This is a genomic window from Luteimonas sp. TWI596, from assembly GCF_039674105.1.
Taxonomy (GTDB): domain Bacteria; phylum Pseudomonadota; class Gammaproteobacteria; order Xanthomonadales; family Xanthomonadaceae; genus Luteimonas.
Map to the genome: position 1 here is coordinate 20,968 of NZ_JBDJMU010000011.1, position 15,409 is coordinate 36,376.

Annotated in this window: 12 protein-coding genes; 8 read left to right on the forward strand and 4 right to left on the reverse strand. The window is 72.3% G+C overall.

Annotated features, from left to right (window positions below):
• Window positions 1-70: 70 nt before the first annotated feature.
• Together oleC and ABE487_RS10110 are read left to right on the forward strand one after the other, a co-directional pair.
• Complete coding sequence (gene oleC, locus ABE487_RS10105; RefSeq protein WP_346452027.1) at window positions 71-1,738, forward strand: olefin beta-lactone synthetase; 1,668 nt, start codon at window positions 71-73, stop codon at window positions 1,736-1,738.
• Window positions 1,731-3,314 (forward strand): winged helix-turn-helix domain-containing protein, encoded by a 1,584-nt coding sequence (locus ABE487_RS10110; protein WP_346452028.1) that lies wholly within the window; start codon window positions 1,731-1,733, stop codon window positions 3,312-3,314. Before oleC ends, ABE487_RS10110 begins: the two co-directional genes overlap by 8 nt.
• On the opposite strand, the gene ABE487_RS10115 is transcribed toward ABE487_RS10110, so the two are convergent.
• A complete protein-coding gene (locus tag ABE487_RS10115; protein ID WP_346452029.1) occupies window positions 3,298-4,404 on the reverse strand; it encodes a serine hydrolase in 1,107 nt (368 codons plus the stop codon). The genes ABE487_RS10110 and ABE487_RS10115 overlap by 17 nt on opposite strands.
• Window positions 4,405-4,574: 170 nt before the next feature.
• Between ABE487_RS10115 and oleD the strand changes: the two genes are divergently transcribed.
• From oleD to ubiB, 4 genes are all read left to right on the forward strand, one after another.
• Window positions 4,575-5,582, forward strand: coding sequence for a 2-alkyl-3-oxoalkanoate reductase (gene oleD / locus ABE487_RS10120; protein ID WP_346452030.1), 1,008 nt, complete (start codon window positions 4,575-4,577; stop codon window positions 5,580-5,582).
• Between the two features lie 68 nt (window positions 5,583-5,650).
• Window positions 5,651-5,809: a DUF1328 domain-containing protein gene (locus tag ABE487_RS10125; protein WP_047137175.1), complete on the forward strand. Its 159-nt coding sequence runs from the start codon at window positions 5,651-5,653 to the stop codon at window positions 5,807-5,809.
• A gap of 107 nt (window positions 5,810-5,916) precedes the next feature.
• Window positions 5,917-6,561, forward strand: coding sequence for an SCP2 sterol-binding domain-containing protein (locus ABE487_RS10130; protein ID WP_346448543.1), 645 nt, complete (start codon window positions 5,917-5,919; stop codon window positions 6,559-6,561).
• Window positions 6,558-8,240 (forward strand): ubiquinone biosynthesis regulatory protein kinase UbiB, encoded by a 1,683-nt coding sequence (gene ubiB, locus ABE487_RS10135; RefSeq protein ID WP_346448541.1) that lies wholly within the window; start codon window positions 6,558-6,560, stop codon window positions 8,238-8,240. Before ABE487_RS10130 ends, ubiB begins: the two co-directional genes overlap by 4 nt.
• Window positions 8,241-8,274: 34 nt before the next feature.
• On the opposite strand, the gene ABE487_RS10140 is transcribed toward ubiB, so the two are convergent.
• The 3 genes from ABE487_RS10140 to ABE487_RS10150 form a co-directional block, all read right to left on the reverse strand.
• Window positions 8,275-9,171, reverse strand: coding sequence for a pirin family protein (locus tag ABE487_RS10140; RefSeq protein ID WP_346452031.1), 897 nt, complete (start codon window positions 9,169-9,171; stop codon window positions 8,275-8,277).
• A gap of 127 nt (window positions 9,172-9,298) precedes the next feature.
• Window positions 9,299-10,108, reverse strand: coding sequence for a TatD family hydrolase (locus tag ABE487_RS10145; protein ID WP_346452032.1), 810 nt, complete (start codon window positions 10,106-10,108; stop codon window positions 9,299-9,301).
• 105 nt (window positions 10,109-10,213) lie between these two features.
• A complete protein-coding gene (locus ABE487_RS10150; protein WP_346452033.1) occupies window positions 10,214-11,980 on the reverse strand; it encodes an endonuclease in 1,767 nt (588 codons plus the stop codon).
• 135 nt (window positions 11,981-12,115) lie between these two features.
• On the opposite strand from ABE487_RS10150, the gene hrpB reads away from it, so the two are divergent.
• The gene (hrpB, locus tag ABE487_RS10155; RefSeq protein ID WP_346452891.1) at window positions 12,116-14,671 is read left to right on the forward strand and encodes an ATP-dependent helicase HrpB; all 2,556 of its coding nucleotides are present in this window, start codon (window positions 12,116-12,118) and stop codon (window positions 14,669-14,671) included.
• 230 nt (window positions 14,672-14,901) lie between these two features.
• Window positions 14,902-15,267, forward strand: a complete 366-nt coding sequence (locus tag ABE487_RS10160) for a hypothetical protein (protein ID WP_346441948.1) — start codon at window positions 14,902-14,904, stop codon at window positions 15,265-15,267.
• The last annotated feature ends 142 nt before the right edge of the window (window positions 15,268-15,409 follow it).

The window sequence follows — 15,409 nt, forward strand, 5'->3', positions numbered from 1 at the left end:
CAACGGGCGTGCGCGCATCGTAGCCGCAACGCCTGCCGGCCGGGCCCGGCACGCCGGTATCCTGTCGCCGATGACGCACCCTGATGCCCCCAGCCCCGCCGTCGAGGCGGTCAACATCGCGGCCGCGTTGCCGCGTCTGGCGCGCGAGCGCCCCACCCAGATCGCACTGCGCTGCCCCGGCCCGGACGGGCGCTACCGCGATGCGCATGCACTCAGCTACGCCGCGCTCGATGCACGCAGCGACGCGATCGCCGCCGGCCTGGCCGCGCGCGGCATCGTCCGCGGCACCCGCACGGTGCTGATGGTGCGGCCCAGTCCCGAGTTCTTCCTGCTGATGTTCGCGCTGTTCAAGGCCGGCGCGGTGCCGGTGCTGGTCGATCCGGGCATCGACCGGCGCGCCCTGCGGCAGTGCCTGGACGAGGCGAAGGCGCAGGCCTTCATCGGCATTCCGCTGGCCCAGTTCGCGCGCGTATTGCTGGGCTGGGCGCGTTCGGCGGCGATCCGCATCACCACTGGCCGCCGCGCCGTGCTGGCCGACGCGACCCTGGCGCAGGTCGAACGTACCGGCGCCGGGGCCGGGCCGCAGTTGGCGGCCACGGCCGCCGACGAGGTCGCCGCGATCCTGTTCACCAGCGGCTCGACCGGCGTGCCCAAGGGGGTGGTGTACCGGCACCGCCATTTCGTCGCGCAGATCGCGATGCTGCGCGACGCGTTCGGCATCCCACCCGGTGGCGTCGACCTGCCGACGTTCCCGCCGTTCGCGCTGTTCGATCCGGCGCTGGGGCTGACCTCGATCGTCCCGGACATGGACCCGACCCGGCCGGCGCGCGCCGATCCGCACAAACTGCACGCGGCGATCGCGCGCTTCGGTGTCGACCAGCTGTTCGGCTCGCCGGCGCTGATGCGGGTGCTCGCCACGCATGGCGCGCCGCTGCCGGGCGTGCGCCGGGTCACCTCGGCCGGGGCGCCGGTGCCGCCGGACGTGGTGGCGACGATGCTCGCGCTGCTACCGCCGCAGGCCTCGCTGTGGACGCCGTACGGCGCCACCGAATGCCTGCCGGTCGCGGTCGTGGAGGGACGCGAACTGCTGGCATTGCGCAGCCGCACCGAGCAGGGCGCGGGCACCTGTGTCGGCCGGCCGGTCCCGCCCAACGAGGTGCGGATCATCGGCGTCGACGATGCCGCGATCGCCACGTGGTCCGATGCGCTGGAGGTGCCGCGCGGACAGATCGGCGAGATCACCGTCGCCGGACCCACCGCGACCGACACCTACTTCGGCCGCGAGGCGCAGACCCGGTTGGCGAAGATCGCCGAGACGCGGCCCGACGGCAGCGTGCGCATCGTCCACCGCATGGGCGACCTGGGCTATTTCGACAGCGAGGGCCGGCTGTGGTTCTGCGGGCGCAAGGGCCATCGCGTCGTGACCGGCGACGGCACGTTGTGCACCGAGCAGGTCGAGCCGGTGTTCAACGTCCACCCCGATGTCGCACGCACCGCCCTGGTCGGCGTGGGCCCCGCCGGTCGCCAGACCCCAGTGCTGTGCGTGGAGCCGCGGCCGGGCGTGGGCAAGGCCGAGCACACGCGCATCGCCGACGAATTGCGCCATATCGGTGCCGGCTTCGTGCACACCGCCGGCATCGCGACGGTGCTGTTCCACCCGCGCTTCCCGGTCGATATCCGCCACAACGCCAAGATCGGCCGCGAGACGCTGGCCGCCTGGGCCGCAGCCCGTGTCTGAGCCCGCCGCCGCGTCGCCTGCGCACTATCGTCTCGACGATCTGCGCATCGACGTGGCCCGGCAGCGGGTGGTGCGCGACGACGGCCAGGTGCTGGAGGTGGCCGGGCTCAGCTTCCGCCTGCTGCACTACCTGTTGAAGCAGGGCACGCGGGTCGTTGGCTTCGACGAACTGATCGCACAGGTCTGGGCGCCGGCGCTGGTCGGCGAGGACACCGTCACCCAGCGCGTGCGCCTGCTGCGCCGGGCGCTCGGCGACGACGGGCACCGGGCGCGTTATCTGCGCTCGGTGCGGGGCTGCGGTTATCAGCTGTGCAGCCCGCCACATCCGGACGACGATGCGCTGCGCGTGCCCGGCGTCCGCCGCAGGCGGCTCGTTGCCGGCGCGGTGCTGGCGCTGCTGCCGGTGATCGCCGCGATCGGCTGGTGGTCGTGGCCGAGGCCGGCCGCGCAGGCGCTGTCGCCGCTGCTGCAGCGTGCCGACTACTACGCTCGCATCGGCCAGCGCGAGAACAACGCGCGTGCGCTCGCGCTGTACCGGCAGCGCCTGCAAGAAGCGCCCGACGACGTGCAGGCCGCGTTGGGCCTGGCCCGCGCGCATGCCGCGCGGCTGTGCCTGTATGGCGGCGACCCCGCCGATGCCGACCGCGCGCAGGCGCTGGCCGAACACGTGCTCGCGCGCCAGCCGCGCCTGGCGGCCGCGCACGCCGCGTTGGCCTATGCCCACGACTGCCGGGGCGAGGTGGCCACGGCGCTGGCCGGCTACGAACGCGCAGTGGCGCTGGACCCCGACGACGATGCCGCGCGGGCGTCGGCCGCTTATCTATACGCGCGCCAGGGCCGGCTGGCCGATGCGCTGGCGGCCAACCTGGCCGTGCACCGTCCCGAGGACGCGCGGTTCCTGGCGCTGCAGATCGCCGCCGACCTCGACCTGCTGGGCTATGCCGATGCGGCCGAAGGACGCTACCGCCGCAGTTTCCAGCTCTATCCCGACAATGTGTTCTCCAACCTTGCCTGGCCGAGCTTCCTGCACCGCCACGGGCGCGACGTCGAGGCGCGGGCGGCGCTGGACGAAGCATTGTCGCGCGGCACCGACCACGCTGGCTTGCAGCTGCTGGCCGCCGAGTTGGCCTTGCAGCGCGGCGATCTCGATGCCGCGCGGCACGCGGCGCAGCGCGCGCGTGCGCTCAAGCCGCACGCGAGCCTGCCAGCGACGGTCGCCTGGATCGTCGGGGCCGAGTCGCGGCCCGCGGCGCCGGCACTGCGCGCACGCAGCGCCGCGCTGCGCACGGGGCTGGCCGCCGGCGCCGATCCGCTGGATGGACTCGATGCTGCGCTGCTGGCGTCGCTGGCCGGCGACCGCGCCGCGGCGCTCGAGGCGCTGGACGCCGCGGTCACGGCCGGCCACCGCGATGCGGACTACCTGCGGGTCTCGCCGCTGTTTGCCGACCTGCGCGGCGCGCCGGGCTTCGCCGCAGTGCTGGCGCGGATCGATGCCGGCATCGCGCACGAGCGGGCGCGCGTGCGCGCCGCCGGGCGCCTGCCGGCCGACGCGGTCGCGGTCACGGCAGCGCGCTGAGCACGTAGTCCGACAACAAGGCCCGGGTCTGCGTGTGCATCCCCGGCCGGTTGTAGTGGGTCCGGGTCACGACCACGACCAACTGTTCTTCGGGGATGACGAAGACCGCGTTGCCGCCATTGCCCGACATCGTCCAGACCTGCCACCGCCGCGCGCCCGCGGCGACATCGAAGCGCCACAGCTGATACCCGTAGTCGGCGTCGAACGGCGTGCGTGCGCGCGGCTGCAGCATCGCGTCGATCCACGCCGCCGACAGGATGCTGCGGCCTTGCCAGCGTCCGCCATCGGCCAGCAACTGGCCAAGCCGGGCGAGATCCCGGCTGCGGTATCCAGTGCCGCCGCCACCCATGCCGGTGCCTTCTGGCGCGCGCTTCCACGTGGCCTCCGCGATGCCCAGCGGTCGCTCCAGCGCGTCGCGTGCGAAGTCGGCCAGCGGCCTGCCGCTGACGCGCTCGACGATCGCGCTCAGCAGCAGGCTGTTGGCGGTGCAGTAGGCGAACGCCCGCCCATACGGACTGTCGGCCGGCCGCGTCTGCCACGGCGCGTAGCCGCGCTCGGGCAGGTCGAGCGCAAAACTCGTCCAGTCCGCGCTCACGTACATGCGTTCTTCGTGGCCGCTGGAGAACGTGTTGTTGTCGTCGCACTCCCACTGCGCGCTCATCGTCAGCAGGTCCTCGACGGTCGTCGCGTCCTTGAACGCGCCGGGATGGGCCGGCCGGCGGTTGGGAAAGAAGCCCAGCACCGGCGCTCGGACATCGGCGATCAGGCCGCGATCGAGCGCCGCGCCCACCAGCAGCGCGGTCACGCTCTTGGTCAGCGAGCGGGTGTCGTGCAGCGTGCCGCGCTCGGCGCCGTCGAAGTAGGCCTCGTGGATCAACGCGCCGCGGTGGACGACCAGCACGCTGGTGGTGTCGGGCGCCGCGCCTGCTTGGATCGCGGCATCGAGCGCCGCCAGTTGTGCGGCGTCCCAGCCCAGCCGGGCGGGATCGGCCACTGGCCAGCCGTCGTCCAGCGCCGGGGGGGATGCGGTGGCGACGGACAGCGGGCAGGCGAGGGCGGCCAGCAGAAGCAGGCGCGGGAGGATGGACATCGTCGGCACTCCGTTCGGGGAGCGGCCAGCCCACCAAAGCGGCGGATGAAGTGCCCGGTGGTGGGATGAAGGTTTCTGAAGGGCTTGCCGATCAAGCGCTTGCGCGTGCCTGCGTCGCCAGTCCGGCAGGCGCCCGCTATCGTGTGCGCTCCTCAAGCGTGGAGCGCGACATGCAGATCCTGGTCACCGGCGGCGGCGGCTTCCTCGGGCAGGCGCTGTGCCGCGGCCTGGTCGCGCGCGGCCACACGGTCGCCAGCTTCAATCGCGGCCACTATCCCGAACTCGAAGCCCTGGGCGTGCGCCAGATCCGCGGCGATCTCGCCGACCGCGACGCCGTGCGCGCGGCTACGGCCGGCATGGACGCGGTGTTCCACAACGCCGCCAAGGCGGGCGCGTGGGGGGACTACGACAGCTACCACCAGGCCAACGTCGTCGGCACCCAGCACGTGCTCGACGCCTGCCGCGCGCACGGCATCGGACGGCTCGTGTACACGTCCACGCCGAGCGTCACCCATCGCGCCACGCATCCGGTCGAGGGCGGCACCGCCGACACCGTGCCCTACGGCGAGGGGTTCAAGGCGCCGTACGCGGCGACCAAGGCGATCGCCGAGCGTGCGGTGCTGGCGGCCAACGGCCCGGACCTGGCGACGGTCGCGCTGCGGCCGCGGCTGATCTGGGGGCCAGGCGATCAGCAACTGTTGCCGCGCCTGGTCGAGCGGGCCCGCGCCGGCCGGCTGCGCTTCGTCGGCGACGGCGAGAATCGCATCGACACCACCTACATCGACAATGCCGCGCAGGCGCACTTCGACGCCTTCGCGCATCTGGGGCCGGGTGCGGCCTGCGCCGGACGCGCGTACTTCATCAGCAATGGCGAGCCGACGACGGTGCGCTGGATCGTCAACGCGCTGCTCGAGGCGGCCGGAGCCCCGCCGGTGCACAAGACGATCCCATTCCGCGCGGCCTATGCGGCAGGCGCGGTGTGCGAAACGCTCTGGCCATTGCTGCGCCTGTCCGGCGAGCCCCCGATGACGCGTTTCCTCGCCGAGCAGTTGAGCACCACGCATTGGTACGACATGGCGCCGGCGATGCGGGATTTCGGCTACCGGCCCGCGGTCTCCCTTCACGACGGTCTCATTCGACTGAAAGATTCGTGGAAGTCCTGCTCAGCCATCACCTGATCGCGACCTGAGCGGGCATACGGTGGGTCCCGCAGCCGCTACTGGCCGAAGCCCACCAGGAGACCACCATGCTCAGATATGCCGTCATCTTCCTCGTCGTCGCCATCATCGCCGGTGTCCTCGGCTTCAGCGGCGTGGCCGGTGCCGCCACCAATATCGCCTGGATCCTGTTCGTGGTGTTCCTGATCCTGGCCGTGATCTCGATGCTGCGCGGACGAGGGGTCTGACGCCCCGACCGCACCGTCGCGATGACGCAAAGGGCCCGCCACCGGCGGGCCTTTTTGCGTTGGGTTGCGCGAGCGCCCTGGCCTAGGCCCGACGCTACAATCGCGTCATGGCCGACCTTCCGTTCTCTCCGTTCTCCGTGCTCAAGCCGATGGCCGGCCGCGCGCTGGAGACTGCGCTCAACCGCGCGATCGCGCTCGATGCCGACACCGGGGCGGCGCTGCGCGCGCTCGACGGCCAGCAGATCGCGCTCGCGCTGAGTGCGCCGCCGCTGGCGTTGACGTTGCGCGTGGACGGCGAGCGCTTGCGCGTGGGCCCGCCCGATCCCGAGGTCGAGGCCGACCTGTCGGTGCGGACCACGCTGGCCGGCGCGCTCGGCCAGCTGCCGTTCCTGCGTCGCGGCGATGCGCCGCCGATCGGCCAGGTCCGGGTCTCGGGCGATGCCGAGCTCGCGCGCCGGCTGCAACGCCTGGCCGCGGGCTTCGACCCCGACTGGCAGCGGCCGTTCGTCGCCGTGCTCGGCGAGGTGGTCGGCGTGCAGGTCGCCAACGCCTTCGCCACGGCGCTGCGCCAGGCGCAGGAGGTCGGCCGCAACCTGGCCGAGAGTGCCGCCGAGTACGTGACCGAGGAATCGCGCGATGTGGTGCCGCGCGCCGAGCTCGAGGCCTTCTATGACGATGTCGACGGCTTGCGCGACGATATCGAGCGGCTCGCGGTGCGGGTGGCGCGGCTCGGTCGCGGGACCGCCGCATGAAGGGCCTGCTGCGCGCTTCGCGCATCGGCCGGGTGCTGCTGCGTTACCGGCTCGACGACCTGCTCGACGGCACGCCGGCCGAACGCTGGCTGCGGCTGGCGCGGCCATTCGTGCCGCGGGCCTCGGCCGCGATCGCGGCGCAGTCGCGCGGCGCCCGGCTGCGGCTGGCGTTGCAGGAACTCGGTCCGATCTTCGTGAAGTTCGGACAGATCCTCTCGACCCGTCGCGACATCGTGCCGCCCGACATCGTCGACGACCTGGCGCTGCTGCAGGACCGGGTCGCGCCGTTCGACGGCGCATTGGCGCAGGCGATCGTCGAGCGCGAACTGGCGATGCCGATCGCGCAGGCCTTCGTTGCCTTCGACCCGGTGCCGCTGGCCTCGGCATCGATCGCCCAGGTGCACGCGGCGATGCTGCCCGGCACTGCCGACGGCCCGCCGCGCGAGGTCGTGGTCAAGGTGCTGCGTCCAGGCATCGAGAAGCAGATCGCCGCCGACGTCGCGCTGCTGCGCAATCTCGCCGCGCTGGTCGCGCGCACCCATCCCAACGCCGACAAGATCCGCCCGCGCGAAGTCGTGGCCGAGATCGAGAACACCCTCGCCGCCGAGCTCGATCTGCAGCGCGAAGGCGCCAACGCCTCGGTGCTGCGGCGCTTCTGGGCGCAGTCGAGCGATCTCTACGTGCCGGCACCGGTCTGGGAGCGCACCGCCCAGCGCGTGCTCACGCTCGAGCGCGTGTACGGCATTCCCAGCGACGACATCGCCGCGCTCGATGCGGCCGGCATCGACCGGTCCGCGCTGGCGGCCAAGGGCGTGCGGGTGTTCTACACCCAGGTTTTCCGCGACAACTTCTTCCACGCCGATGCGCACGCGGGCAACATCTGGGTCGATCCCGAACGCACGACCAATCCGCGCTTCATCGCGCTCGACTTCGGCATCATGGGCCAGCTCTCGCGCGAGGATCAGTACTACCTCGCCGAGAATTTCATGGCGATCTTCCGCCGCGATTACCGCCGCATCGCCGAGCTGCACGTGCAGGCGGGCTGGATGCCCGCGCATCTGCGCATCGACGAGCTCGAGGCGGCGGTGCGTGCGGTCTGCGAGCCGTACTTCACCCGGCCGCTGTCGGAGATCTCGCTAGGCGAGGTGCTGGGCAAGCTGTTCCGCACCGCGCAGCGCTACGAGCTGACATTGCAGCCGCAGCTGATCCTGCTGCAGAAGACCCTGCTGAGCATCGAGGGCATCGGCCGGCTGCTCGACCCGAAGATCGATATCTGGGCCGTTGCCCGTCCGGTGCTCGAGCGTATCCTCATCGAGCGCTACAGCCCGCCGCGGCTGCTGCGCGAGTTCCGCGACCGCCTGCCCGAACTGGTCACGCGCGCGCCGGAGATGCCGCAGCTGCTGCACGCCTGGCTCAAGCAGCAGGTCGAGGGCCGGCACGAGTTGCGCATGCGCTCCGACGACCTGGCGCTGCTGACCACCACGATGCAGGGCATGCAGCGGCGCGTGGTCGCGGCGATCCTCGGCGTGGGCCTGCTGATCGTCGCGGCGGTGCTCTACGCGCTCGAGGCCGGCGGCCCGCGGGTGGGCGGCCTGCCGGTCGCGACCTGGGTCGCGGGCATCGGCGGCGTCTGGGCCTTGCTCGCGGCCTGGCCGCGGCGCGGACGCCTGTTGCGGTAGCTGTGCCCGCGGGTGCGGTCGTACGCCGCCCGCGTTACGACATCGCCGGGGGCGCCGGAAACGGCATGTTGTCGGGAAGCGGAATGAACTCCGCATCGTCGGCGTCCGGCAGTTTCATCCGGCCGGCTTTCCAGTCCGCGGCCGCTTGCGCCAAGCGCTCGCGCGAGGACGAGACGAAGTTCCAGTAGATGAAGCGTTCGCCGACCGGTTCCCCGCCCAGCACCATCACTGTGGCCTGCTCGGCGGCGCGCACGCGAGAGGCTGCCGCGTCCAGCACCAGCATCGTCCCGGCGCCGTAGCGCGCGCCGTCCAGTTCCACCGCGCCGGTGGCGACATAGAGGCCGCGTTCCCGGTGACCGCCTGGAATCTCCGCGACCGCGCCGGGGGCCAGTTCGAGATGGGCGTAGAACAGCGGCGAGAGCGTCTTGGCGCCCGCGCTCAGCCCGTAGGCGCTGCCGGCGATGAGATGCCCGGTGACGCCCGCCTCGTCCCATTGCGGCAGTTCGTGACCGGCGTGATGCGAGAACGAGGGCGCGATCTCCTCCTGCCCATCGGGCAACGCCACCCAGGCCTGGATGCCGTGCACACGGTCGCCGTGCTGGCGCGCGTGGTCGAAGCGCTCACTGTGGGTGATGCCGCTGCCGGCGGTCATCCAGTTCACCTCGTGCGGCTTGACCGCCTGGGCGTAGCCGAGGCTGTCGCGGTGCATGATCTGGCCGGAGAACAGATAGCTCACGGTCGACAGCCCGATGTGCGGATGGGGCCGGACATCGACGCTGCGATCGATGCCGGCGGGCAGGTCGACCGGCCCCATGTGGTCGAAGAACACGAAGGGCCCGATCATGCGTCGCTTGGCGAACGGCAGCACCCGGCCGACCGAGAAGCCGCCCCCCAGGTCGTGGCGGCGCTGCGGAATGATCATCTCGATCATGCGATCTATCCTGATGGCAGAGTGGCGAGCATCGCATGCTCGCCCCCTGCGGTGCTTCGCGCCGCTTGTGCGGATGCCGGGCCGTGTGCCCGGATCACCAGCATCGCGATGCTGCGCAGATCTGCGATCAATCCAGACCGAAGAACGCAGCTGCCGTGGTCGTGGTGGCCGCGGCCACGGCCTCGGGCGTCTGGCCGCGGTCGCGTGCGAGCTCGGCGACGATGTGCGGCAGGAATGCCGGCTCGTTGCGGCGGTCCTTGGGCATCGGGTCGAGCGTGCGCGGCAGCAGGTACGGGGCGTCGGTCTCGACCATCAACCGGTGGGCGGGGATGTTGGGCACCAGTTCGCGCAGGTGGCGGCCACGCCGCTCGTCGCACAGCCAGCCGGTGATGCCGATGTGCCAGTCGCGATCCAGGCAATCGAACAGTTCGCGCTGGCCGGCGGTGAAGCAGTGCACGACCGCCGGCCCGATGCGGCCCTCGAAGTCCTTCATGATCGCGACGAAGTCCTCGTGTGCGTCGCGCTGGTGCAGGAACAGCGGCTTGGGCGTGCCGGCGGCGGCGAGATCGGCCGCGATCTGCAACTGGCGCTCGAAGGCGCGGCGTTGCGCCGGCCGCGGCGAGAAGTCGCGGAAGTAGTCGAGCCCGCATTCGCCCACCGCCACCACCTCGGCGTGCGCATGCAGCGCGCGCAGTTCGGCGTCGCATTCCTCGGTGTACTCGGCCGCGTGGTGCGGATGCACGCCGGCGGTCGCGTACAGCATGCCGGGGTGCTGGCGCGCGAGCTCGAGCGCCTTGGGCGAGTGCTCGCGGCTGGCGCCGGTGACGATCATCCGGGTCACGCCGGCATCGCGCGCGCGCGCCAGCACGGCGTCGCGGTCGCGGTCGAAGCTGTCGTGGGTGAGATTGGCGCCGATGTCGATCAGGGGCGGGGTCACGCGCGAGCACCTTGAGAACGGGCTGCGCATTGTAGGCCGTGGGTCGACGGACACGCGGCGCGTCGCGCCCGGCACGCCATGCGTGCCGGACGGGCGCGGGGTCTTTCAGTTCGCCAACTGGCAGCTGGCCGGCTGACTGCTCTCGAACAAGGCACGGGTCGCCCACTGGGGATGGTCGACGAACGGATTGCGATTGCCCTGGAAGCTGTAGACGACCTCGTTGCGCGCGCGCTCGGCCGCATCCGGCGGGTCGGCCTGGTGCCAGGCCAGCAGCGTCGACAGCAGGCCCATGTACGCGGGCGAGGCCGACGTGCCGACGATGCGGCTGCGGTCGTCGGTCAGTTCCAGGTCGGGCTCGGACTGGCCGGTCGACGGGTGCGTGCCGCCCTCGTAGCGGATCGCCATGTACAGCACCGCGCGCGCCATGTCGCCCTTGCGATGGCGCCAGACCTGGAAGCCGGCGTTGTCGGTCCAGTTCGAATTGCCCGGGAACGTGCCGGTGCCGCCGCCGATGCCGTGGTTGGCCTCGGTCGCGCGCTCGCTGCAGCTGGCCTGCGCGCTGCAGTCGGCGAACGGCTTGTTGCCGCGCGCGGCGTTGTGGTCGGTGTCGGTGAGATAGAGCATGTGCGCGTCGGTGTGCGGCGCATTGGGCAGGCCCTTGTCGCCGGTCGCACTCGAAAAGCGCAGCGACTTGGGCCAGGTGTGCTCGCGGTTGTAGGTCAGGCCGCTGCCGGTGCCTGCGCGGCCCGACACCTTGGGGTAGCTGCGGTTGCGATAGGCATCGAGGATGCGGCCCGGATCGCTGGGGTCCTCGTCGGCGATCTCCAGGATCGTCCAGGTGTTGGTACCGCTGCCGCTGTAGGGATACGAGGTGTGGCCGCGGATCGTGGCGTGCAGCGAGCAGCGCAGTTGCGCGGCGCTGCTGGTGTGGACGCGGGCGTAGTAGTCGCCGCCGCCGGTGCCGCCGCTGGCAACGGTGAACGCGACGCTGGCATCGCTGGCCGGCTGCCGTCCGTCGGCGTCGTGGACCGCAGCGGCCGTGATGGTCAATGTGCAGGACTCGCCACCATGCAGCGCGGTGCCGGTCGACAATGCGAAGTGCGTGCCGCTGGTCGCGTGGTCGAGCGCGATCGTGCCCGACGTCGCGCATTGCAGTGCGAACGCACCCGGCGACAGCGTGACCGCTTCGCTGAAGTCCACCGACAGATCGCCGGCGGCCGGGAAATCGCCGGCACCGGCCACCGGAATGGTCGCGACCACCGCCGGCGGCGTGCCTGGACCCGCGCCGGTGCCGGCGAAGGTCTGGCCAGTGTTGCAGGCCCCGAAGGTCTGCGACGCCGACGGCGCCCAGTCGAAGTCGTCGGCGATCGTGTCGCTGCCGGTCAGCTGCAGCGAGGTGCCGACCGGCGCCGACGCGCTTTCGGACACCGGCAGGTTGCGGCTCGACAGCCCGGCGGCCGGGCCGTTGCCGGCGACGATCGTGCCTTCGTAGCTGATGAACTGCACGACCGTGCCGGCCGCGTCGACGAGCGCGATGCCGTCGTGGGGGCCGTTCTGCAAGCCGTCGCGCGGGAAGGTCACCGTCGCGATCGATACCGCCGCGCCGCAGTGGCGTGCCTGGCCGGCGGGCACCGCCACATTGCCGTAGGTCGTCGCCGCATTCGGCGTGTTGCTGCCGTTGTAGAGCCACAGCCGGTAACTGACGAGGTCCTCACCGGCGGTGGCGACGATCTCCACCGCTTCGCCGACATCGGCGCCCGCGTTGTCGTAGTGCAGCTCGTTGACGAACACCTCGGCATGCGCGGCCGGGGCGGTGATCAGGGCGAGCAGCCACGCCGCAGCGCGGGCGGAGCGGGGACGGTCAGGGCACATGGCGGCTTTCCGGACACGGGAGACGTGCCGACCTTAAGCGCCGCCGATGACGGTGGCCACCCGGGGCAACCCTAAGCGGCCGCGGGCGATCGCCACGCCTATCGCGCGACCGACCGGCCCGCTAGCCTGTGTGTCGTGACCACCGCCGCTGCTCCCGACTTTCCGATTGCCCCGTTGTTGCCCGAGCTCCTCGCCAGCCTGGCCGCGCACCCGCGGCTGGTGCTCGAGGCGCCGCCCGGTGCCGGCAAGACCACGCAGGTGCCGCTGGCGCTGCTCGATGCGCCCTGGCTGGCCGGCCGCCGCATCGTGATGCTCGAGCCGCGCCGGGTCGCGGCGCGCTCGGCTGCGACGTTCATGGCCCGCCAGCTCGGCGAGGAGGTCGGCGGTACGGTCGGCTACCGCATCCGCTTCGAACACCGGGTGTCGGCGCGCACGCGCATCGAGGTGGTGACCGAAGGCATCCTGACTCGGATGCTGCAGGACGACCCCGAGCTCGGCGGCATGGGGCCGGCCGGCGTCGGCGCGCTGCTGTTCGACGAATTCCACGAGCGGCACCTGGCCGGCGACCTGGGGCTGGCGCTGGCGCGCGAGGTGCAGGCGGGCCTGCGCGAAGACCTGCGCCTCGTGGTGATGTCGGCCACGCTCGATGGCGCGCGCATCGCGCAGTGGCTGGATGCGCCGCGCCTGTCGAGCGCCGGGCGCAGCTTCCCGGTGGAGATCTCCCACGCGCCCCCGCGTCGGGACGAAGCGCTGGCGCAGCAGGTCCGCCGCGTGCTCGTGGACGCGCTCGCGGCGCATCCGGGCGACGTGCTGGTGTTCCTGCCCGGCCAGCGCGAGATCGCGCAGGTGCAGGCGCTGCTGGAGGCCGATGCCCAGCGGCTGGGGGCAAGCGGCGCTGGCGGCTCGCCTGACGTGCTCGCACTGCACGGCGAGCTGCCGGTCGAGGCGCAGACGCACGTGCTGCAGCCGGCCGCCGACGGCCGGCGTCGGATCGTGCTGGCGACCAATGTCGCCGAGAGCAGCGTCACGCTGCCGGGTGTGCGCATCGTGATCGACAGCGGACTGGCGCGCGAACCGCGCTTCGATCCCAACAGCGGGTTCTCGCGGCTGGACGTGGTGACGATCAGTCAGGCCTCGGCCGACCAGCGCGCCGGGCGCGCCGGGCGTGTCGCATCCGGTGTGGCGCTGCGGCTGTGGCCGGAATCGCAACGGCTCGAGCCGCAGCGTCGTCCGGAGATCGCGCAGGTCGAACTGGCGGCGCTCGCGCTCGAACTGGCGGCCTGGGGCGACAACGCGCTCGCGTTCCCCGATGCGCCGCCGGTCGGCGCGCTGGCGGCCGCACGCGATCTGCTGCGCCGGCTCGACGCGCTCGATACGGCAGATGCGATCACGCCGGCCGGGCGGCGCATGCTCGCGCTGGGCACCCATCCACGGCTGGCAGCGATGTTGCTGGCCGCCGACGCGCCGGCCGCGCGTGCGTTGGCCTGCGACCTGTGCGCGCTGGTCGAGGCCCGCGATCCGATGCGCGGCGCGGCGCGTTCGGACGCGCTGGCGGCGCGTTGGCAGGCGCTGGCCGCGTTTCGCGCCGGCCGCGTGCCGGCCGATGCCGCGCGCTCGGCGCTGGCGGCAATCGACGCGGCAGCCCGGCAATGGCGGCGACGCCTGCGGGTCGAAGTCGCGCCGCCATCGAGCGTGCCGGCGCATGCGCTCGGTGACCTGCTGGTGCATGCCTTTCCGGACCGGATCGGCCATCGCCATGCCCGGGACGCCCGGCGCTACGGCCTGAGCAACGGACGCATGGCCCGGCTGTTCGACGACAGTGCCTTGCTCGGCGAGCCGTGGATCGTCGCCAGCGACCTGCGTTTCGAGGCGCTCGATGCCCTGCTGCTGCGCGGCGCACCGGTCGACGAGGCGCAGCTGCGGCGGGCCTGGCCCGCGCGTTTCGTCGTCGCCGACGAGACCCATTGGGATGCGGGCAAGCGTGCGCTGGTGGGCCTGCGCGTGCAGCGCTTCGACGGCATCGTGCTCGACGCCCGGCCCAACGGCCGGGTCGATCCGGCGCAGGCTGCGCGGGCGCTCAGCGACGCAGTCGGCGAACTCGGACTCGACGTGCTGCCGTGGCGCGACGGCCTGCGCCAGTGGCAGGCGCGTGTCGAGGGCCTGCGCACGTGGATGCCCGAACTGGGCCTGCCCGACCTGTCCGATGCCGCGCTGCTGGCCACCCGCGAGGCCTGGCTGGCGCTGGCGTTCGCCGGCTGCACGCGGCTCGACGCGCTGGACGCCGACACCTTCGCTCAGGCCTTGCAGGGCCGGCTCGACTGGGCGCAGCGCCAGCAGCTCGACCGCCTGGCACCGGTGCGGATCGCCGTGCCATCCGGTCAGATGCGCGCGATCGAGTACGGCCTCGAGGCCGACGGCACGCCGCGCCCGCCGGTGCTCGCGGTCAAGCTGCAGGAGCTGTTCGGCCTGGGGGACACGCCGACGATCGCCGATGGCCGCGTCGCGCTGACGATCCACCTGCTGTCGCCGGCCGGTCGGCCGTTGCAGGTCACCCGCGACCTGCAGGGGTTCTGGGCACGGACGTACCCCGAGGTGCGCAAGGAGATGAAGGGGCGGTATCCGAAACATCCGTGGCCGGAGGATCCTTGGAATGCCCCTGCAACACATCGGGCCAAACCGCGCGGTACTTAGCGACGTGGGGCTCTGGACCCGTGGCGACGGTGGGACTTTGCCGCGGCGGTCGGGCGTGCGTGGCGCGGCTGCGGGGGTTGGTGGTGTGTGGCGCGGCGCGGCGCGGCGCGGCGTGGCGTGCACAACGGGGGTTGAACGCCAAGGCGCGCCGGGCCTGCGCTCACGCTGGATCGACGGTCGCGGCCGCACACTGACGGCCTTTCCCCATGGTCATTTTCCAGGAGCCCCCGATGAGCAAGTTCGAAGCGCTGTCCGACAAGGCCGTGTCGCTGGTCGGCCAGGCAGGCGACAGCCTGCGCCACGCGATTCCGGGCACGGCGGAAAAGTGGCTCAAGACCGGCCTGACCGTGGGTGCCGCGCGCACTGGCGCGAAGGTCGCGGGCGGGTTCCTGCGTCGCAACCCGGCGATCGTGGCCGCCAGCGCCATCGGCCTGGGCCTGGTCTGGGTGGCCGCGCGGCAGTACCGCAAGAAGCAGGCCAACGGCACCATCCAGGGCAACTCACGTCGCATCGAGGCCGGCAACGCCGCCGCACGCAAGCGCTCGGTCAACGCGGCACGTGGACAGACCGCGTCGGACGACGCCGGCCAGGACTGAGCCGCCCCCGGGCGTCGCGTCGCGGCGTCGTCTCCAAGCGTCGAAGAAGCGGCCGATCCTGACAGGGTCGGCCGCTTTTCGTCGTGCCGATGCGACGCCCATCGCGCGTCATGCGCCCGCGTGTTGCGCCATGTCGCCGGTG

What these genes read in the sequence shown, in the direction of transcription:
- oleC (WP_346452027.1), top strand. Translation starts at nt 71, where the DNA reads ATGACGCACCCTGATGCCCCCAGCCCCGCCGTCGAGGCGGTCAACATC.
- ABE487_RS10115 (WP_346452029.1), bottom strand. Translation starts at nt 4,404, where the DNA reads ATGTCCATCCTCCCGCGCCTGCTTCTGCTGGCCGCCCTCGCCTGCCCG.
- oleD (WP_346452030.1), top strand. Translation starts at nt 4,575, where the DNA reads ATGCAGATCCTGGTCACCGGCGGCGGCGGCTTCCTCGGGCAGGCGCTG.
- ABE487_RS10125 (WP_047137175.1), top strand. Translation starts at nt 5,651, where the DNA reads ATGCTCAGATATGCCGTCATCTTCCTCGTCGTCGCCATCATCGCCGGT.
- ABE487_RS10130 (WP_346448543.1), top strand. Translation starts at nt 5,917, where the DNA reads ATGGCCGACCTTCCGTTCTCTCCGTTCTCCGTGCTCAAGCCGATGGCC.
- ubiB (WP_346448541.1), top strand. Translation starts at nt 6,558, where the DNA reads ATGAAGGGCCTGCTGCGCGCTTCGCGCATCGGCCGGGTGCTGCTGCGT.
- ABE487_RS10140 (WP_346452031.1), bottom strand. Translation starts at nt 9,171, where the DNA reads ATGATCGAGATGATCATTCCGCAGCGCCGCCACGACCTGGGGGGCGGC.
- ABE487_RS10150 (WP_346452033.1), bottom strand. Translation starts at nt 11,980, where the DNA reads ATGTGCCCTGACCGTCCCCGCTCCGCCCGCGCTGCGGCGTGGCTGCTC.
- ABE487_RS10160 (WP_346441948.1), top strand. Translation starts at nt 14,902, where the DNA reads ATGAGCAAGTTCGAAGCGCTGTCCGACAAGGCCGTGTCGCTGGTCGGC.